The sequence below is a fragment of the Aeromonas schubertii genome (assembly GCF_000820105.1).
GTDB lineage: Bacteria > Pseudomonadota > Gammaproteobacteria > Enterobacterales > Aeromonadaceae > Aeromonas > Aeromonas schubertii.
The window spans coordinates 122148-141524 of sequence record NZ_CDDB01000010.1 but is presented as its reverse complement, the minus strand read 5'-3'; the positions used below and the strand labels follow the sequence as shown (position 1 = coordinate 141524).

19 protein-coding genes are annotated in these 19377 nt (G+C 61.0%); 9 read left to right on the top strand and 10 right to left on the bottom strand.

Features of this window, described 5'->3' with window-relative positions; translation table 11 throughout:
- Positions 1-19 precede the first annotated feature (19 nt).
- The 6 genes from pyrD (at position 20) to rmf (ending at position 6387) form a co-directional block, all read left to right on the top strand.
- A complete protein-coding gene (pyrD, locus tag BN1133_RS02085) occupies positions 20-1030 on the top strand; it encodes a quinone-dependent dihydroorotate dehydrogenase (RefSeq protein ID WP_050664898.1) in 1011 nt (336 codons plus the stop codon).
- A gap of 85 nt (positions 1031-1115) precedes the next feature.
- A complete protein-coding gene (locus BN1133_RS02080) occupies positions 1116-1649 on the top strand; it encodes a cell division protein ZapC (RefSeq protein ID WP_050664897.1) in 534 nt (177 codons plus the stop codon).
- 137 nt (positions 1650-1786) lie between these two features.
- The gene (rlmKL, locus tag BN1133_RS02075; protein WP_050664896.1) at positions 1787-3898 is read left to right on the top strand and encodes a bifunctional 23S rRNA (guanine(2069)-N(7))-methyltransferase RlmK/23S rRNA (guanine(2445)-N(2))-methyltransferase RlmL; all 2112 of its coding nucleotides are present in this window, start codon (positions 1787-1789) and stop codon (positions 3896-3898) included.
- On the top strand, positions 3898-4128 hold the full coding sequence (locus BN1133_RS02070; RefSeq protein ID WP_050664895.1) for a glutaredoxin family protein: 231 nt from the start codon (positions 3898-3900) through the stop codon (positions 4126-4128). Before rlmKL ends, BN1133_RS02070 begins: the two co-directional genes overlap by 1 nt.
- Positions 4129-4137: 9 nt before the next feature.
- Positions 4138-6042: an ATP-binding cassette ATPase Uup gene (uup, locus tag BN1133_RS02065; protein WP_050664894.1), complete on the top strand. Its 1905-nt coding sequence runs from the start codon at positions 4138-4140 to the stop codon at positions 6040-6042.
- Between the two features lie 159 nt (positions 6043-6201).
- Positions 6202-6387, top strand: coding sequence for a ribosome modulation factor (rmf, locus tag BN1133_RS19470; protein WP_193556662.1), 186 nt, complete (start codon positions 6202-6204; stop codon positions 6385-6387).
- A gap of 49 nt (positions 6388-6436) precedes the next feature.
- Here the strand turns inward: rmf and fabA are convergent, their stop codons facing one another.
- The 3 genes from fabA to BN1133_RS02050 form a co-directional block, all read right to left on the bottom strand.
- Positions 6437-6979 carry a 3-hydroxyacyl-[acyl-carrier-protein] dehydratase FabA gene (fabA, locus tag BN1133_RS02060; RefSeq protein ID WP_050664958.1) on the bottom strand — a complete coding sequence of 181 codons (543 nt, stop codon included), beginning with the start codon at positions 6977-6979 and terminating at the stop codon, positions 6437-6439.
- A gap of 89 nt (positions 6980-7068) precedes the next feature.
- Positions 7069-9045: a Lon protease family protein gene (locus BN1133_RS02055; protein ID WP_050664893.1), complete on the bottom strand. Its 1977-nt coding sequence runs from the start codon at positions 9043-9045 to the stop codon at positions 7069-7071.
- A 183-nt stretch (positions 9046-9228) separates the two neighbouring features.
- Positions 9229-9672: a hypothetical protein gene (locus tag BN1133_RS02050; protein ID WP_050664892.1), complete on the bottom strand. Its 444-nt coding sequence runs from the start codon at positions 9670-9672 to the stop codon at positions 9229-9231.
- A gap of 323 nt (positions 9673-9995) precedes the next feature.
- Between BN1133_RS02050 and BN1133_RS02045 the strand changes: the two genes are divergently transcribed.
- Entirely contained in the window at positions 9996-10253 is a 258-nt protein-coding gene (locus BN1133_RS02045; RefSeq protein ID WP_050664891.1) for a hypothetical protein, read from the top strand.
- A 454-nt stretch (positions 10254-10707) separates the two neighbouring features.
- Here the strand turns inward: BN1133_RS02045 and BN1133_RS02040 are convergent, their stop codons facing one another.
- Entirely contained in the window at positions 10708-10971 is a 264-nt protein-coding gene (locus tag BN1133_RS02040) for a hypothetical protein (RefSeq protein ID WP_050664890.1), read from the bottom strand.
- Between the two features lie 253 nt (positions 10972-11224).
- On the opposite strand from BN1133_RS02040, the gene BN1133_RS19945 reads away from it, so the two are divergent.
- On the top strand, positions 11225-11398 hold the full coding sequence (locus BN1133_RS19945) for a hypothetical protein (RefSeq protein ID WP_157432334.1): 174 nt from the start codon (positions 11225-11227) through the stop codon (positions 11396-11398).
- A 93-nt stretch (positions 11399-11491) separates the two neighbouring features.
- Here BN1133_RS19945 and BN1133_RS02035 read toward each other — a convergent pair whose 3' ends face one another.
- Positions 11492-12751, bottom strand: coding sequence for a tyrosine-type recombinase/integrase (locus tag BN1133_RS02035; protein WP_050664957.1), 1260 nt, complete (start codon positions 12749-12751; stop codon positions 11492-11494).
- A 197-nt stretch (positions 12752-12948) separates the two neighbouring features.
- Positions 12949-13230: a YebG family protein gene (locus BN1133_RS02030; RefSeq protein WP_050664889.1), complete on the bottom strand. Its 282-nt coding sequence runs from the start codon at positions 13228-13230 to the stop codon at positions 12949-12951.
- A gap of 130 nt (positions 13231-13360) precedes the next feature.
- Between BN1133_RS02030 and BN1133_RS02025 the strand changes: the two genes are divergently transcribed.
- Positions 13361-14347 carry a glycosyltransferase family 4 protein gene (locus tag BN1133_RS02025; protein WP_050664888.1) on the top strand — a complete coding sequence of 329 codons (987 nt, stop codon included), beginning with the start codon at positions 13361-13363 and terminating at the stop codon, positions 14345-14347.
- 8 nt (positions 14348-14355) lie between these two features.
- Here BN1133_RS02025 and BN1133_RS02020 read toward each other — a convergent pair whose 3' ends face one another.
- Genes BN1133_RS02020 through BN1133_RS02005 form a run of 4 tightly spaced genes read right to left on the bottom strand, consistent with a single transcriptional unit; the run spans position 14356 to position 19251 of the window.
- The gene (locus BN1133_RS02020) at positions 14356-15399 is read right to left on the bottom strand and encodes a glycosyltransferase family 4 protein (protein ID WP_050664887.1); all 1044 of its coding nucleotides are present in this window, start codon (positions 15397-15399) and stop codon (positions 14356-14358) included.
- Positions 15400-15402: 3 nt separating this feature from the next.
- Entirely contained in the window at positions 15403-16587 is a 1185-nt protein-coding gene (locus tag BN1133_RS02015; RefSeq protein ID WP_050664886.1) for a glycosyltransferase, read from the bottom strand.
- A complete protein-coding gene (locus tag BN1133_RS02010; RefSeq protein ID WP_050664885.1) occupies positions 16580-17932 on the bottom strand; it encodes an O-antigen ligase family protein in 1353 nt (450 codons plus the stop codon). The genes BN1133_RS02015 and BN1133_RS02010 overlap by 8 nt, the downstream gene beginning before the upstream one ends.
- Positions 17920-19251, bottom strand: coding sequence for a lipopolysaccharide biosynthesis protein (locus BN1133_RS02005; protein ID WP_231686226.1), 1332 nt, complete (start codon positions 19249-19251; stop codon positions 17920-17922). Before BN1133_RS02005 ends, BN1133_RS02010 begins: the two co-directional genes overlap by 13 nt.
- Positions 19252-19377: the final 126 nt, after the last annotated feature.

Below are 19377 nucleotides of genomic sequence, written 5' to 3'. Positions count from 1 at the left end.
GCTTTTTTAAGGAGCAACGATGTATTACCCCCTCGCCAGGCACTTCCTGTTCAAGCTCGATCCCGAAGTTGCCCACGAACTCTCCATCAAACAGCTCTCCCGCCTCCAAAATACCCCTCTCGATCGCCTCTTCCGCCAAACCTTGCCACCGCGCCCCGTCACCGTCATGGGGCTTAATTTTGCCAATCCGGTCGGCCTCGCCGCGGGTCTGGACAAGGATGGCGAGTGCATCGATGCCTTTGGTGCCATGGGGTTTGGCTTTGTGGAGGTGGGCACGGTGACACCTCGCCCCCAGGCCGGTAATGACAAGCCAAGGTTGTTTCGGGTCATTCCGGGGGAGGGGATCATCAACCGAATGGGGTTCAACAACAAAGGGGTTGACCACCTGGTTGAGAATGTAAAACGTGCTCGCTATCAGGGGATCATCGGGATCAATATCGGCAAGAACAAAGATACCCCCCTCGAGCATGGCAAGGATGATTATCTGATCTGCATGGACAAGGTGTATGACCATGCGGGTTATATTGCGGTTAATATTTCTTCACCCAATACCCCGGGTCTGCGGCAACTGCAATATGGCGATGCCCTCGACGATCTGCTGGGATCCTTGAAGGCGCGTCAGCAAGAATTGGCCGAACGTTACAAAAAGTATGTGCCTCTCACGGTGAAAATTGCTCCGGATCTGAGCGACGATGAAATTGAACAGGTCGCCGACTGTTTTGTTCGTCATCAATTGGACGGGGTGATTGCGACCAATACCACCCTGGCCCGGGAGATGGTGTATGACATGCCCCATGCCCAGGAGGCCGGTGGCCTGTCGGGGCGCCCGTTGCAGCCGCGCAGCACAGAGGTCATTCGTCAGCTCGCAGGTCACCTGAAGGGGTCCATGCCGATTATCGGGGTAGGGGGTATCGACAGTGCCATGGCCGCTCGTGAAAAAATGGCCGCAGGAGCCAGTCTGGTCCAAATATACAGCGGGTTTATTTACAAGGGGCCGGCACTAATCAAAGATATTGTGACCAATATTTAACTAAGGGGCGCCCCGCTAATTGAAATTGACCTGACTCTCTGCATAAAATGGTATTTGAGTCAATTTTCAAGTTTAAGGGGCGCCCATGATCATTGCACCCAACGATCACTGGCACTGGCGTTATGACCATCAGGCTGATCGTCTGATGCTCGATTTATCCGAGCAGATGCTGTTCGCCACCGAATATTGTGGCAAGCAACTGGTGCCTGCTGCGTTTACTCATGCCCCCTTTTGTGTCGATGATGCGGCCCTCTACTACCAGTTGATGGAACGTACCCAGGATCTTGCCTGGTCGGTGCCCCATCAGGTTCAGCTGGTTCTCAATGCCATTGCGGTAACCCGTTTTTACAAGCCCCTGATGCCCCAGAGTTGGTTCTTCGCAGAGCAGGAGGGAGTCATGGTCGAGGCGGGGCTGCTGGTTGAGATGGTGACCCCCCATGGCCGTGGTGAATTCCTCGTCATCGAGGCTGGTGAGCAGGCGAGTGTCTGCCTCTGCCTGAGCGATGATCTGGTACTGACGACCAGCAAGTCGCTGCCCCGCTTTGGGGTCATCAAGGTGATGAATAATCGAATGAGTCTGCGTCAGCGACCACAGCAAGACTATCGTCAGGCTGGTTGAGCCCTGTTTTTCCTCCGGCCGCCTCGTTGCGGCCCTCTTAAAGCCACCCTTATTGTCCCCGGTCACACTCAGAGTCTGTGTGGCGAGGAGGCAATAGGGTATAATGCTGCCCTTTTTATGGCATCCCCGTGAGCGTGATGAAACAATTTTTTGCAACCTGCCCCAAGGGGCTGGAAGGCCTGCTGGCCGAAGAGCTGACCGGTCTTGGCGCGAGTGACGTGCGTGAGACCGTTGCCGGCGTCCACTTCAAGGGCGAGCTCGAGCAGGCCTACAAGGCCTGTCTCTGGAGCCGTCTCGCCTCCCGCATCGTGCTGGTGCTGGCCGAATTCCCGGTCAAGGATGATCTCGACCTCTATCTGGGTGTTCATACCCTGCCCTGGGAGCAACACTTTCCGGCCACCTCGTCCATCGCGGTGGACTTCACCGGTACCAGCGCTTCCATTCGCAACACCCAGTACGGCGCGCTCAAGGTCAAGGATGCCATCGTTGACCGCTTCCAAAAGCGCAGCAGCGCCCGTCCCGACGTGGACAAGAAGCAGCCGGATATCCGCATCCTCGGTCACCTCGGCAAGGGCAAGGTGAACATCACCCTGGATCTGTCGGGCTCGGCACTGCACCAGCGTGCCTACCGCCAGGGCACCGGCGAGGCGCCGCTCAAAGAGAACCTGGCCGCCGCCATGTTGCTGCGCAGTGGCTGGGCCGGTGAGGCGCTGCTCGATCCCATGTGCGGCTCGGGCACCCTGCTCATCGAGGCTGCCTTCATGGCCGCCGACGTGGCGCCGGGTCTCAACCGCCCGCGCTGGGGCTTCGAGAAGTGGCTCGGCCACGATCCCGAACTGTGGCAGAGCCTGATGATGGAGGCCCAGGTGCGCGCCAAACGCGGCCTCGGTCGCGTCGGTGGCAAGATCTTTGGCCGCGACAGCGACGAGCGGGTACTGGCCAAGGCCCGTGCCAATGCCAAGGCGGCCGGGGTGGGGCACCTCATCCAGTTCGCCGCTGGCGATGCGGTCAACCTCTCCAACCCCCTCAAGGGGACCGAAGAGGTGGGCATGCTCATCTGTAACCCGCCCTACGGCGAGCGTTTGGGGGAGTTCCCGGCCCTCATCGAGGTGCACCAGGCCCTCGGCGATGCCCTGCGCCGCGAGTTCCAGGGGTGGAAGGTCTCCATCCTTTCGGCCTCGCCGGAGCTGCTGAGCTGCCTGCGTCTGCGCGCCGACAAGCAGTACCGCCTCTTTAACGGCGGCATCGAGTGCCAGCTGCGCAACTACCAGATCGCCCTCGACTCGGTTGCCTCGAACAAGCAGGTGGCGGAAGACTTCGCCAATCGCCTGAAAAAGAACCTCAAGGGGCTCGAGAAGTGGGCCCAGAAAGAGGGGATTGAGTGCTACCGCCTCTATGACGCGGACTTGCCCGAATATAACGCTGCCATCGATCGCTACCGCGACTGGCTGGTCGTGCAGGAGTATGCCGCGCCCAAGGACATCCCGGCCCAGAAGACCCGCCAGCGCCTGCTCGACATGGTCCAGGCCGCTATCGCCGTCACCGGTGTGGACGGGGAGAAGGTGGTGCTCAAGGTGCGCGAGCGCCAGGAAGGCAAACAGCAGTACCAGAAGCTGGCCGAAGAGAAGCAGCGCTTCGAGGTGAACGAATACGGTGCCAGGCTCTGGGTCAACCTGCACGACTACCTCGATACGGGGCTCTTCCTCGATCACCGCACCACCCGCCGCAAGCTCGGCGAGATGGCCAAGGGAGCCCGTTTCCTCAACCTGTTTGCCTACACCGGCAGCGCCACCGTGCATGCTGCGCTGGGCGGTGCCCGCGAGACCACCACGGTGGACATGTCGCGCACCTACCTCAACTGGGCACAGGACAACATGCGCCTGAACGGTCTGAGCGGTCGCCAGCACCAGTTTGTGCAGGAAGATTGCCTGCAATGGCTGAGCGAGGCGCAGGGGCAGTACGATCTCATCTTCATCGACCCGCCTACCTTCTCCAACTCCAAGCGGATGGAGTCGACCTTCGATGTGCAGCGCGATCACCTGATCCTGCTCGGCCATCTCAAGCGCCTGCTGGCACCGGAAGGGACCCTGGTCTTCTCCAACAACAAGCGCCACTTCAAGATGGACATGGAGGGCGTGGCCGATCTGGGCCTTGAGGTGCAAAACATCAGCAAGCAGACCCTGCCCAAAGACTTCGAGCGCAACCCGCAGATCCACAACTGCTGGCTCATTCATCATGTGAAGGACTGATGCTGACCCTGTTTCATACCGACGGCTGTCACCTCTGTGAGGAGGCCTGGGCCCTGCTGGAGACGGCAGGGCTCGCCAGCATCACCCGGCGCTGCGACATTCTCGACGACCCGGCCTGGCTTGACGCCTACCGGGTGCGCATCCCGGTGCTGCGTGACGAGGCCGGGCGCGAGCTCGGCTGGCCGTTCGATCTGGCGGCACTGCGCCGCTTCACCGCTATACACCCTTAAGGAATCACGATGGCTCTGTTGACCCTGCACGGCGCCTGCCTTTCGTTTAGTGATGCCCCCTTGCTCGATCAGGCCGATCTGCAGATCGAGCGTGGCGAGCGCCTCTGTCTGGTCGGGCGTAACGGGGCAGGCAAGTCCACCCTGATGAAGATCCTGGCTGGCGAGATGAACCTGGACGACGGTCGTCTCATCATCCAGCAGGATTTGAAAATCGCCCGTCTCGAGCAGGATCCGCCGGCCTCGAGTGAGCACAGTGTGTTCGACTACGCCGCCGAGGGCCTCTCTCTGGTGGGGGAGCTGCTCAAGGACTACCATCAGGCCTCGCTCCTGGTGGCCAAGGATCCGAGCGATCAGCACATCCGCACCATGAGCCGCCTGCAAGAGCAGCTCGATCACTGCCAGGGCTGGCAGTTCGAGACCCGCATCAATCAGGTGCTGCAACTGCTCGGTCTCGATCCGGAGGCCAGGCTCTCCAGCCTCTCCGGCGGGTGGCTGCGCAAGGTGGCTCTGGCCCGTGCCCTGGCCAGTGATCCGGACATCCTGCTGCTCGACGAGCCGACCAACCACCTGGATATCGACGCCATTCAGTGGCTCGAGAACTTCCTGAAAGATTTTCGCGGCGCCATCGTCTTTATCTCCCACGATCGGGAGTTTATCCACCGCCTGTCGACCCGCATCATCGATCTCGATCGCGGCAAGATCACCTCCTGGCCCGGGGATTACGATCAGTACCTCATCGGCAAGGAGGAGGCACTGCGGGTCGAGGAGCTGCAAAACGCCGAGTTCGATCGCAAGCTGGCCCAGGAAGAGGTGTGGGTACGCCAGGGGATCAAGGCCCGCCGTACCCGCAACGAGGGGCGAGTGCGCGCCCTCAAGGCGATGCGCATGGAGCGTCGCGAGCGCCGTGAGCTGCAAGGCAAGGCCAGACTCCAGATGGAGGATGCGGGTCGCTCCGGCAAGCTGGTGTTCGAGGCTCAGGGAGTGAGTCTCTCGTTTGATGACAAGACCCTCTTCACCCGTCTGGAGCTGTTGGTGCAGCGCGGTGACAAGATTGCCCTGGTCGGTCCCAACGGCTGTGGCAAGTCGACCCTCATCAAGCTGCTGCTCGGGGATCTCGAGCCCAACGCTGGACAGCTTCGTCAGGGCACCAACCTCGAGGTGGCTTACTTCGATCAGTATCGTGAGCAGCTCAACCCCGAGCAGACCGTGATGGAGAACGTGGGGGAAGGCAAGCAGGAGGTGACCGTCGGTGGACGTACCCGTCACATCCTCGGTTACCTGCAAGACTTCCTGTTCGAACCCAAGCGGGCGCGTACCCCGGTGCGGGCTCTGTCGGGGGGCGAGAAGAACCGCCTGCTGCTGGCCAAGTTGTTCTTAAAGCCGAGCAACCTGCTGATCCTCGACGAGCCGACCAACGATCTCGACGTCGAAACCCTCGAACTGCTCGAAGAGCTGCTGGCGGATTACCCGGGCACTCTGCTGTTGGTGAGCCACGATCGCCGTTTCATCGACAACACGGTGACCGGCTGCTGGTTCTTCGAAGGAGACGGGCGGATCAGCGACTACGTGGGTGGCTATGCCGACATGATGCACACCCGCAGTCAGCAGGTGAGTCAGCCGGTGAAGAAGAGCGAGCCTGTGCCCGTCGTGGCGCCAACCCCTGCACCCGAAGCCAGGAAGAGCAAGAAGCTCTCCTACAAGTTGCAGCTCGAGCTCGATGCCCTGCCTGCTCGTCTCGAGACGCTGGAGGCCGAGATCGCCACCCTGCAGGCCGAGATCAATGCTCCCGGTTTCTTCTCTTTGCCCAGTGAGCAGACCCAGCCCAGGCTGGAAGCCCTGGCGGCGGCCGAGAACGGTCTCGAGGAGGCCTTCCTGCGCTGGGAGGAGTTGGAGGGTATAAAAAACGGTGACTGATAACCCGTCATCGAAAGTTCACCCACTTCATACGCTTGTGTCACACAGTGACGAGATGATGAAAAATTGGGTTTGACCCGCCCTCCCGATTGGGATAATGATGAAAGTCGACCGGTGCAAAATTGGTCGACTTTTTTTTCCACGCAAAGAGGGTCAAGAATGATGAAGAGACAGAAACGGGACCGTCTGGAAAGGGCTCGCGCTCGTGGTTATCAGGCTGGCGTTGCCGGCAAACATAAGGAGGCTTGTCCCTATCAGTGCCTAGATGCCCGTGGTCATTGGCTCGGGGGTTGGCGAGATGCCATGGAAGGACGGGGTTCAGGCCTCTTCATGAATATGAAGTAACGACAGGATACAACGACAAGGGGCCCGCTGGGCCCCTTGGTCATTTTGCTTAGAAGCTGCTGGTGTCCTGGAACAGGCCCACCTTGAGATCGGTCGCACTGTAGATGGGTCGACCGTCTACCTCGACCACACCGTCGGCGATCCCCATCACCAGCTTGCGGTTGATGACCCGCTTCATGGTGATCTTGTAGGTGACCTTCTTGGCTGTCGGCAGGATTTGACCGGTGAATTTCACTTCGCCAACCCCCAGAGCGCGACCCTTGCCGGGGCCACCCTTCCAGCCGAGGAAGAAGCCAACCAGCTGCCACATGGCGTCCAGGCCCAGGCAGCCGGGCATGACGGGATCCCCGGGGAAGTGGCAATCGAAGAACCAGAGGTCAGGCGTGATATCCAGCTCGGCCAGGATCTCGCCCTTAGCGTACTCACCACCCTTGTCGTTGATGGTCACGATGCGATCCATCATCAGCATATTGGGGGCGGGGAGCTGGCTGTTCCCCTCACCAAAGAGCTCGCCACGGCTGCAAGCGAGCAGCTCTTCACGGGTAAAGCTCTCTTTGCCCTGTTCACAAAGGGAGAGGCGGGGAGCGGTCATTTCTTCGATCACGGGTCAATCCTTCTCGTTGACGTTCAATGCCCGGCCAATTTAGCGTACACCTGTTCGCTAAACAACTCCGATCTCTCTTACAGGCTAAACAGGCGCCCCAGCAGCCGGCGCAACAAACCCTGGCGGGGCAGGGTGCCGTTGAGCTCGTCCAGACGGGTCTGGATACGACCAAACAGAGTCTCCTCCTTGTCCGGCTCGCCGGCGATACAGCCGGTGAGCAGCTCGATGGCCTCTTCCACATGGCTGACCGGGTAGATATGAAACTGGCCGGCCTCTACCGCCTCGATCACCTCGTCCGAGAGGTTGAGCTGCAGGTTGTTGGTGGCGGGCAGTATGATCCCCTGTTTACCGGTGAGGCCGTGGATCTGGCAGACCCGGAAGAAGCCTTCAATCTTCTCGTTCACCCCGCCCACCGGCTGCACGTTGCCGAACTGATCGACCGCGCCCGTCACGGCGAAGTGCTGGAAGATGGGCTGGCGGGCGAGGGCCGAGAGCAGGGCACACAGACCGGTGAGAGAGGCGCTGTCGCCGTCAATCTCGTGATAGGACTGCTCGAACACCAGATTGGCGGAGAGGGGGGAGGGGTTCTCGGCCCCAAACTTGTTGGAGAGGTAGCCGTGGATGATCATCATCGCCTTGGCGTGGATGTGACCGGCCAGCTCTGCCTTGCGCTCGATGTCTGCCACATCGCCATCTCCCATGTGAACGGTTGCGGTCAGGCGGACCGGCTCGCCAAAGTCATAGGGGTGGCCGGCCACCTGGATAACCGAGAGACCATTGATCTGGCCGATCTCCTCACCATCGGTCTGCAGCAGGATCTGGCCATCGATGACGCCCAGATCCGACTGTTCAACCAGATAGTTGAGGCGAAAATCCTGCTCGCCCAGAGCCTCGCGGATATGATCACCGGAGATCTGCTCGGCGCCGGCATCCCGGGCTACACCATCTGCCAGACGCATCAGGGCACTGATCTGCACATCGGCCAGAGAGAGCCACTCCTGGTGATCACACAGACGTGAGGCGTGACGGCAGAGGGCCGCCACCGCATCCGGCGTGAAGTCCAGCAGATGCCACTGCTGCATCAGTCCGGCCAGATAGCGGGTGAACTCGTCGAGCTGCAGCTCGACGCTCACTTCGGAGACCAGCTCGGCACGCAGGAAGATACGCTCGCTCATGTCCCTGTCGAGTTGCTGGAACTCGGCCACATCCAGGCGATCGCCCACCAGGATCAGCTTGAGCTTGACCGGGGTGGGCTCGGGAGAGAAGAAGGGGGTAAGGGTCTTGCCTTCCTGGAAGGCGTTCCAGTCCAGCTCGCCCTTCTGCATGGCGTTTTTGAGCTTGAACCAGAGGTGGGGTTGGGCCAGCAGCTCATCGAGGGGAAGGATGAGGTAGCCACCATTGGCCTCGCGCACCAGGCCAGGCTCGAGCAGGTGGTGGTTGGCATAGACAGAGCCCTGCTCCGTCTGGTAGTTGATGGAGCCAAACAGGGTGTCCCAGTTGAGATCGCGCCCATAGATGATGGGCGCCTGCTTCTGCTCATGGTGGATCAGCAGGTTGATAAGCACCGGGTGCTGGAATTCGAGCCCCAGGGCCACATGAGCGGTCAAGTCCGAGAGAAAATCGTCGATCTTGGGATCATCGTTTTGCTTTCTCATGATGCGGGTGACCAGACGCTCAGCATCCAGGTGGTGGTTGGCCAGCTTGAGCAGCTCGGCCACCATCTCGCAAAACTCATAACCCGTGCCCGGTTGCAACTGCAACCAGATGGGCTTGAAGGGGTTGTTGAGGTTCTCGGTAAAGCAGAGATCGAAGAGATCCGAGTCCTGGCCGGTGACGCCCTCGATCAGCTGGTTGCAGACCGCTTCATAGTCCACACCGGGAAAGCCGTTGAGCAGCATGACAGGGGAGTCGCCAGAGAAGTTGGCCAGGCGATGAATACCGGAGATGGCGCGTGGTTGCAGATCCGCAAAGGTGAGCGGCTCCTGCGCCGACAGGGGGCGAAACTCGGTGTTGCCAAAGTCAGGCTTAAGCTCTTCTGGTGATAATTCAGCCACTTATTATGATCCGATGATGGGCAGATAATGGGCTCATTATACACACATCACATCGGGCATTGGCCGCCATTACCGGCCGAAGTCACAAAATGGTGCGCTCGGAAGAGACCTTTGCAGCGGGCGCCCGGGGAGGAATATCAGGGGAGGGGAGTGAGAAACGGGGAGGCGCGCTCCCCGTTCGGCTTATTGGGCTGTGATGATGCCTCTGGTGCCGGCATCGCTGTCAAACCAGGTATCCTCTCCCTTGAGCCGGCGATCCCCCTGAATGGTGTAGGTGATATAGCCATCCTTGACGATCAGGGCGCCATCAGATTTCTTGGCCTTCAGCTTCTTGTTGTTGACCCATACCTGATCCTTGGCATCGATACGGATATGGGCCACGGTGGCACCGGTCTGGGGCTGCGTGGCAATCCAGTGACCGGCATAGGGACTGGCTGGAGTGGCGACGGAGCCAAATCCGGCGGCTGCGTTTTCGGCCTTGCTCTTGTGAATGTCGCAGCCCTGGGCCTCAGTGACCTGGGTACACCCGGACTGTTCCAGTTGTTGACGATACTTGGCGCTAATGGCGTGAGCCGGAGTCATGCCCATCAGGGCGAGAGAGAGTAGTAAGGCAGTCTGTTTGAACATGATGAATCCTTAAGCGAGTGAATTAAGTGGCGCTAGCCACTTGAACGTCCATATTGCGAGAGCCGCTAAGAACCTATGAACGAGCCCCGGCAGCATGGCACCCTTGTTGATGGCAGACAAGAGGGCGCCTTTGGCCAAGGCCGTGCCACTATCAAGTTGCTGATGCCCGAGAGCTGTCTCTCTAGACAAGTGCTGTCGCGAGCACCAGCCCAATGGCCTCCAAAGGCGGTGGGCGAAGTGATAGCACCAGTGATAGGGTTCACTTACATAGTTAATTTAACATAATATATATTATGCGAAGTGACTAATGCGGAGGATAAGGAATGAAGCTGAAAGCGTCCTGGAGCCGTTTTGATGTGGCCGACAGTCTAACCAGTGAGGTCGAGATGGTCGCCTATCTGCAAGCCGCTCTGGAAGATGGTGATCCGGCGCTGCTGACTGCGGCGTTTGATGATGTAGAGCGTGCTCGCGCCAAACTGCGTGGCCAGCCGCTCTACACGCTGGAAGAACTGCTGGCCCAGTGTGACCCCAATGCCACGTCACCAGGTGAAATGGATTGGGGTCCACTTGTTAAAGGCTAGGCACTCCAACTTATGGAGATGAATGGGTTGGTTTTTATCCAGGAGATAATCTCCTGAACACGATTTTTTCTCTCATCAGGTAGTTGCGCCATAAGAGCGTCTTGAGTTTGCTCAAGGTTTCCCGAGCAGAGCTCTTGGCATTCATTTTCGAATCTTATGAGCAGTTTGCGGTCTGACTCTGCTCGTTGCTTAATACGTGGATTAACACTGCAACGATTTGAGTCGATTGCTGCGTAGGCATCCAGAATGGATTGTTTTAGGGTTTTCATATAAAGCCTCCAGTTTAAGATATATGAGAAGGCTTTCCATGCCACCGACCGAAGCCGAATGACTTTGGCTTATGTCCTGCCATCCAGTACACACTTATACTAAATACTTTGTCAATAACGTTTACCTGTGGCGCCGATAACCCTATTTATCGGCATCTGTCGTGAGAGATAACGGCGCCATGTGTTTATCTACGGCGATACAATTCCCGCAGTAAATCGGTCGAAGGTGAAACGCCCTCCTTAGTTTCTTGGTCTGCGATCTTGAGCAGGTCATCGCCCAAGTCGGCCAACCCCGCCATCCGATCTCCCTGCCGCCTGACCACATAGAGGTCGGCCAGCCTAGCTAGCTGATCCAGCAAAGCCCCCTCTCCCACCACATGCTCCCGCTCGACCAGAAAATCCGGTGACGCCCTCTCCTGCTCGCAGTAGTCATCCCAAGAATCCGCCATAGCCCCTCCCCTGACACCCGAAACGTCCCATTTTGAGACTAGAGTTCACTATTAAAGTCAGTGGTTAAGTCCCCTGCCCTCCCTGCACTGCGGGCTGTTTTAGAAGGCGATTTTCTATACGAAACGCGCGGTGACGACAGATATTTACCCGCACAACGGGTAATAAATTCCCTCTTGGGGCGGTCTGAATGATGACAGTGGCGCCTTCACCCCGCCTTTAGTACCATCCCCTGCGTTTTCTGCGGAGTATCTTATGCTGATGCACACCCAGGCCGTGACCGGCCTTCCCACCAATCATCCCTGGGCCATGAGTGACAAGGAGCTGATCCGTCAGCTGCAGGCGCTCAGTGCCAATCTTCCCCCTCATATGGCTGCCCTGGTGTTCGAGGCGGCGCAGCGGCTTGGCGACTACAGCGAAGAGCCCTGACCCTCTCTCTTTGTCCCGCTCCCTTCTTCACGCCTCCTCCAACAAGGGTCAAGAGCGGGACAATGCTCTCACTTGTTTTAAAAATCGCGACCGTTATCTCTCACGCGCCAGCGCCAGATGATCAAGAGGTTTGCTGCGCGCACTCTCATGGCGCTCCGCATGGCTGGTGTGAAGATATCGGGAGGTGGTCTCTATGCTGTCGTGCCCTGCGTCGGCCTGAACGTGGGAGAGCGGGCGACCGTTGAGGTTGATGTCGTGGGTAATGCCGGTATGACGAATGGCGTGCACGGTCAGGGTGCGCATCTCGGCGGCGTCTTGCCAGTGCCCGGCCTGCTCGGCCAGATTGGCGCCAGCCGTGATGACATTGCCGATCAGCTCCCTGAGCTGACGGATCCCCAGATTGGCGTTGAGCTCCCCCTGCTCGCGGCCGTGTCCGGCCGCCTTGTGACGTACAAATAGCGGTGTATTTTCCCCCGGGGCTGGCAGCGGTGAGAGGCCAAGAAAGCCACGATAACGTTCGAGCCCCTGCAGCAACGCTGCCGAGACCGCCACGGTGCGCCGCTTTCCTCCCTTGCTGCAGGGAATGTGATAGCCCCAGACGCCTGTCTTGTTGTCGCGGCGAAACTGGCTCATCACAGGGCTAAAACCTGGCCTGGCGGCGACTTCAGAGATGCGCAGGTAACAGGCATACATGAGACGAACCAGAAAGAGGGTGCGTTCATGCTGCTCGGGCTGGGCATGGGCCAGCTCCTCGGCGGCCTGTACCACATAGGACCACTGCAGCTCGCTAAAGGCTTGCACACTCTCTTCGCTCCCCTCCACCGGCCGCTTGGTGCGTTGCAGGAGCAGCGCCGGATTTCTCTCCATGTACTCCTCCTGAATGAGGAACTGGAAGAAGGCGGAGAGGATGGCCAGCTTGGTGCGCATGGCCGGCTCACTCAGACGATAGGGCTGGGGCCGGCCATCCTCCTTTTTGCCCAGAAAGGGACGCCAGGCGGGGTTGGCCAACCGCTCTCCCCACTCCTTGTCCCGAACAAACTGGGCGACGTTGTAATAGCCGATGAGTTCGACCGGCGGAGCCTGACAAAACTCCAGATAGCGCATCATGATGCGGCGGGTGAGATCCTTGGGGCTGATGCAGGCCTGCTCGAAGCACCAGTGCAAGAAGGTGGTGAGTTCACTGCGGTAGGTCTTGTAGTTGTTCTCGCTGTGGCGCTGCTCGAGCAGCCAGTCCACGGCCAACTCATAGACGAGCCCCGCATCCGGGATGCGGGTCAAACTCAGGCTGGCCAGGTACTGGTTAACCTGACCATTGCCCTCTTCGAGGTGGGCAAGGGTGTCAAACAGGGGCATGGCGGGGGGAAGGAGTGGATTCATCGATGGCTCTCTCTGGCCCCATGCCGCCGGGGCGGCATGACTGCGGGTCGTGGGGGCTTGGCCCCCGTCGTTGGCATGACACTATTCACGCCATATTCGTTGTTGTCTCAAAATTCTCGGGGATATAGGGGGCTTATTTGACTAAACACCCAAAAAAGTGAATAAGGCGAGACTCAGGCCACCTGCTTGAGCGCTTTCTTGGGGCTCTTTTCTTCATTGGGAGCCCCCTTGCCGCCACGCAGCAGGGCGGCAAGAGCCTCTCGCTGGCTGGCCAAATAGAAGGCGAGCCGCTCACGGTCGGGCTCTGCAAGCTCGACCGGTGCCAGCTCGAGCAACCGGGTCAGCTCGTCGCTCAGATCGAGCAGCTTGTCATAGGCATCGGCCTCCTTCTTGCTGGTAAAGGTCATCTTTTCAACTCCTGCGCGTACGACAACGTATTGAATAGTAACGGCCATGATGGACTCCTGAGGATGGAAACAGAGTAAGTATATGTATGGATATACAGTATATCAATCTCTGCCCACCACCGTGACACATTGGCCTGTTTTCTGCTCAATCGGGGTAAACCCATGGGAGAGAAGCGCGATGCGAGTCTGGTTGCTGATCGATGCAAGAGGTATTGGGGGTATTGAGACCCATGTCTGCCATCTGGCCAGGGCGCTGAGTGAGCACGGCATGGAGGCCGAAGTGGTGTTGCTCTGCGATCATGGTCAGAGCCCTTTCGTGATGCGCCTTGTGCAGGAGAGGCTCCCCTTTCGGGTGCTCAGTCACTGGCGTCGCCTGTTGCCGCTGCTGCTGGGCGATCGGGTCGATCTGCTCCATACCCACGGCTACAAGGCGGGGATCCTGGGGCGTCTGCTCGGCGCGCTCGGTGGGGTGCCCGTGGTCTCGACCTTTCACAGCGGTGATGATGGCCGGGGGCGCCTTGCCTTCTATAGCCGGCTGGATCGCTGGACCGCTCCCCTTGCAAAATGCATCGCGGTGAGCGGTGAGATCGCCGCAAAACTCAACGGCAAGGCGCACCTTATTCCCAATTTTGTGCCGTTGCCGAGCGAGCGCTCATCACTGATGGGCAGGCGCATCGCCTTCGTCGGCCGCCTCAGCGAAGAAAAAGATCCCGCTCTCTTCTGCCAGTTGGCAGGCCTTTGCCCCGAGGGAGAGTTTCACCTCTACGGTGAAGGGCCGCTACATAGCAGGCTGGTTTGCCAGTACGCTGATCGGGTTCAGTTTCACGGTTTTTGCGAGATGGCGGCGCATTGGAAAGAGATAGACCTGCTCTGCATCACCTCAACCCATGAGGGGCTCCCCCTGGCGGCGCTCGAGGCGATGGCCCATGGCATCCCGCTTTGCAGCTTTGCGGTGGGGGGGATCCCCTCCCTCATTGACCATAGGCGCAACGGCTGGTTGATCCCACCGGGAGATCGGCTGGCTATGGCGGCGCAGCTTAACGACTGGCTCTCGCTCTCGGCCGCCGATCGGTTGCAGATGGGCAACCGGGCACGCCATACGGTAGTGGCAGGCTATAGCGTCGAGAGCCGCATGAGCGAGATCCTCGCCGTTTACCTGGGATAAGCGGTTATTCAGACCCCTATCAGGCCAAGCAGATACTGGCGCGGGGCCTGCCAGGTCAGCTCGGCGCGATAGCGCTCAGAGGCGAGACGGGCCGCCGCCTCACCCAGGCTGCGGACCCGCTTCGGGTCACGACACAATGTATCGAGAACACGGGCGAGATCGGCGCAGGAGCCGGGCTCGTACTTGACGCAGTGCACCCCTTCCTTGAGCTCCCGATCCCAGTAAGCGCCATCGCGGGGCAGCACGACGCACAGACCGGCGGCCATGGCCTCGAGCAGAGAGAGACCAAAGGGCTCCTGATGGCTGGTTGAGACAAAGACAGAGCAGCGGGAGCGGATCGCATCGAGATCCCGGGGGGCCGAATACCAGTGGACACCGCGTTGCCCAGGGGCAATCTTGCTCACCGGTTGGCCCGTCTCCTTCGGAGTGAGATAACAGACATGCAGGGGCTGCGGCTCATGCATCTGGCGGTGAGCATCGAGCATCAATTCGAGCCCCTTCCAGCGCAGCAGCGATGCAGCCCAAAGCACCCCTTGCCCCATCGAGAGCGTGGGCCAACTCCGTTGGCTGAGGCCATTTTGAAACGGCTGCCAGTGCGCCGGCAAGGGGTGGTCGAGCAGACGCTCCAGGCTTGCCCGGGCGCTCTCGAGATAAAAGAGACGGTCGACCCTGGCCAGGGCCCGGCGGGCGACGCCAGAGGTGCCCACCGGGCCGTGGACAAACTGCACGACAGGCACACGCAGCAGCCGGGCGGCCCAGTGGACCGCCAGATCGACCCCGGGCCCGGAGGCGCCGATCAGGGCGCTCACCCCTCTCCCCTGTCCCAGGATCTGCAGCAGTATGACCCCCTGCTTGAGCAGATAACCCCACCCCTGCTCACGCCCCTGTAACCAGCGCGGCAGCCAAAGTCGCCGACAGGCTTGGGCATGCCAGGAGTCGCGGTCTCGGGTCAGAACCCGGGCGCCCTCGGTTGGCAACAGGGAGAGCAGGGTTTCGGTGGCCACCTTGGAGCCGCCACGAAAGGCGATGGGATCGACGATCAGCAGCGCCATCAGCTAGCCCCCCTGTCCGATACGCCGCCCCAGCCAACGCCACAGGCCGGGAAAGGCCGGGCCGGGCTCGGGTCTGCTATTGAGCAAGCGTTGCCATTCCCGCTCGATAGCACCCACATAGCGCGCCATGGTGAAGTGGTGCAAGGCATGCTCTCTGCCGGCCTCACCGAGGCGCTGGCGTACGGTGGGCTCGACCAGATGCAGCATGGCGCCGGCCATGGCGGCTGTGTCCCCATCCGGGCAGAGCAGGCCGGTGCGATCGTGTTGAACGACCTCGGGGATCCCCCCGACCCGAAAGGCAAGGGTGGGAAGTCCCAGAGCAGCAGCCTCGGCCAGGGTAAGGCCGAAGACCTCCTCCCTGGCCCCCGAGACCACCAGATCGACCCCGCCGCGCAGCCAGCGTCCCACCTCTGGCTGCTCTCCGAGCCAGGAGACATGGGGCGCTATCCCGCGCTCTTCGGCCAGAGCCCTCAGCTGCGCCTCCTCAGGGCCGCTACCGAGCAGGGCCAGGTGCACCTTTGCCCCCGCCTCCCGCGCCAGGCTCATGGCCTCGAACAATCTGTCTATCCCCTTGCGTGGAATGAGCGAGCCAACGGCCGCCATCAGCAGGGTGTCGGGGGAAAGCTCCAGCCATTGGCGCAGGGGGATTGCCGACGCCTGCATCAGGCGCGGCAGATCCACGCCGTTCGGGATGCAGTCGAGATGGTGGGGGGGGACCCCGTCCCGGGACCAGGCCTCGAGCACGACGCTGCTCACCCCGATGAGACGACTGGCCCCGTGCACTCTCAGGGTGTAGCGATCCCGTGGCAGATAACGAGCATGGAGATGACACAACAGGGGGAGCGACAGGGCGCGCGCCACCGGCACCAGCCATTGGCAGGGTGCGGCACTGTTGACGTGGATCAGGCGGACGTCGTGACCTGCGATCAGTTCGCGCGCCTTGCGCCGCAAGCGGGCGTAGCCGGTGATATCGAAGCGGGGGGCGCGCCAGCCGAGTAGCAGGGGAAACTCGTCGAGCTCTCCCTCGACCCCCAGTTTGTGTGCCTCGTGCAGCAGTGCCGGGGAGTTGGTCCAGAGCAGGGGGCGATAGCGCTGACAGTCCATGTGAGCCATGAGATCGAGCAGGCAGCGCTCGCTGCCACGGATCCAGTCCTCGCCATAGTGGACCAGTAACAGGGTCTCAGCCATGGGGTTGCTCCTTGTTTGGGTGGTGAAGGTAGCGCAGCAGCGCCACCGTGATGGCGAGCTCGATGTAGACGGGCCAGGTAAAGCCCTGGGTCAGAAACGAGCCGGAAATAATGAAGCCGCACAGGGAGGCGGTCACCCCCTCGAGGGCCTGTCTGATGGCCGGATCTGCCCGGGCCGCCTCTCCCCTCGCCCGCCATGCACCCTTAAGCGTGGTGCCCACCATGGTGACGAAGAGAGCAATACCGATAAAGCCGGTCTCGGCCAGTACCCCGAACCAGGTGGAGTGAACCGCATGGTTGAGTCCATCCCAGTGGGGGCTGTAGAAGAAGTAGTTGTAATAGAAGTTGCTCAGTCCCACGCCGAGAAACGGGTGATCCAGCGCCATGCCCCAGGCAGCCTGCCAGGCGTAGAGGCGTCCCATGGCCGAGGCATCGACGCCGCTCTCGGCGGCCCCTCCCGAGGCGCGACCACTGATCCCGGCCAGCACGAAGAGCGCCATCAGCGCCAGTACGCCCAGGGTGATGAGCAGCGCTTTGGAGCGCACCCTATGCCAGGCAAACAGGGCACTGACGGCGCACAGTCCGAGCAACCCCCCCCGACTCTGGGTGGCGATGATGGCGCCGCTGACCAGCACAACGCCGAGGGCTCCGATCAGGCGCCATCCCTTTCCGTCAGCATCCGATAACAGCAGGCTTAAGGAGAAGCCGGCCCCGAACAGCAGCACCAGGGATAGATCGTTCGGGTCCCCCAACACGGATCCGAGTTCACGACCAATGGTGACCCGGGTTCCCTCGACCAGGCCGATGCCGGCACTCTTGTTGTAGAGCGCCACCAGGGCCACCAGGGCCGCTGACAGGGTGATGACCCGCACCACCAGGCTGAACTCGCGCGGGGTGCGCAGCAGCCAGGCGCAGGCCAGGGTCATCAGGTAGATCTTCACATAGCTGCCGCTCCAGCTGGCCATGGCCTCACCCCGATTGGCGGCGAGCAGCGCCCCCAGGGTCACATGCATGAAGAAGAGGGTGAGCCAGGTGAGCTGGGGTGACCACCAGGGGGTGAGCCGTCCGGTCCAGAAGATATGCCAGAGCAGGGCGGCGATGGCGGCCATGGCAAGCAGCTGGGGGATGCGCAAGGGGTAGAGAAAGGGAAACACTTCGTGCAGGCGAAAGAAGGAGAAGACGATAAATCCGAGCACCATCCACATGGGGCTGCGCAGGGCCAGCAACAGGGCCGGCAACGCCAGACCCAGCGCGGGTAGCAACATGGGATGGGGCAGCTTCCACCACAGCAGCGAGGCGAGCAGCACGCATCCCAGGGGCAGCCACAAAGGGCTCAGGCGTGCCATTGGCCGGCTCCGACCAGCAAGAGGCCAAGCAGGGCGCTGGCGAGCAGCGGCGAGAGGCGATACGGGAGCCAGAGCAGACGTTGGCTCACCAGATAGAAGGCCAGCGCCCTCCCCCCGTAGATCAGCAGCAGGCTCCAGACCACACCGGCCACCCCGTAGGGGGGAATGAGCAGGGCAAAGAGCAGTAACCCCGCCAGGCTGGTGCCCAGGTTGATGATCATCTGGCTGTGGCTGCGCTCCCCGGAAAAGCAGCCCAGATTGAGCAGATCCGAGACGTTGCGAAGGGCCATGGCCAGCACCAGCGGCGGGATCCATTGACTGGCACCGTGGTAGCTTTGGGGAGTGAGCCAGGTGATGAGCCAGGGGGCAATCATTCCCACCAGGCCGGCGATCAGAAAGCCGACGGCGGCCCCCAGCACGCTGATACGGGCGTTATCCTCGCGGCCATTGGCCTCGTGCAGCAGTTGAAAGCGGCGCGGATACCACCAGAGCCCGAAGGGCTGGAGCAAGATCCCCACCGCCAGAGCCAGCTTGCTGGCCACCGCATATTGGGCCAGCTCGCCGGCACCGGCCACACCGGCCAGCCAGAAGCGATCCACCCCGCTTAAGGCAAACCCGGCCAGGCCGCTCACCAGCACGGGGCCACCATAGCCCATCAGACGCCAGCTAAAGGCGCCAGGCCAGGTGATGCCACTGTCGCTCCACTGCCAATGGGTCAGCCAGAGGGCCAGCAACAGGCAGCTGAGGGTGCCGGAGGCGAGGACCCCGGCGACACCCCAGCCAAGGGCCAGGCCGCTCAGGGTCATGGCCGTCTGCAACAGGGTCTTGCCCACGGTGGCGAAGAAAAAGAGACGGGCCTGGTCGCGCATGCGCAGCCAGGCCAGGGGAATGGCGATCACCGCCTCAAAGGGCAAGGCGAGCAGCACCCAGCGCAGGTGTGAGAGCGGCGTGGCCAGGGGGAGCCAGCCTTGCACCAACGGGGCCGCCAGCCAGCAGAGGGGGAGCGACAACAGGGCAATAAGCCAGGCCAGCCCCATGGCACGGGCCACCACAGCTCGGCGCTGGGTGGCATCGGCTACCCCGGCAAAGCGGTAGAGTGCCTCGACCAGCCCCAACCCCAGCAGCAGGGAGCCCAGGTTGATCACCGAGAGCAGCAGCTCGAGCTCGCCATACTCGTCGGGGGTGAGGGCGTGGGTCAGCAGGGGCAGCAGCAGCAGCGAGATCCCGCGCATCAGCAACAGTCCCACCCCGTAGTAACCCATGACGATGAGTTGTGGCTTGAGCGCATGCCAGCGGGCTGACGGCGCGATCGAGTCCATGCTTGAGTCTCTCTCCCCGGTTTTCCCGACAGGTGCAAGGAGCAGGCCATCCCCCCTGCTGCCCGAATGGTCGGGCGTGGGGGCCCTGTTTGAGCAAAATGCACAGCCCCGGGGACGAGTTCGCAT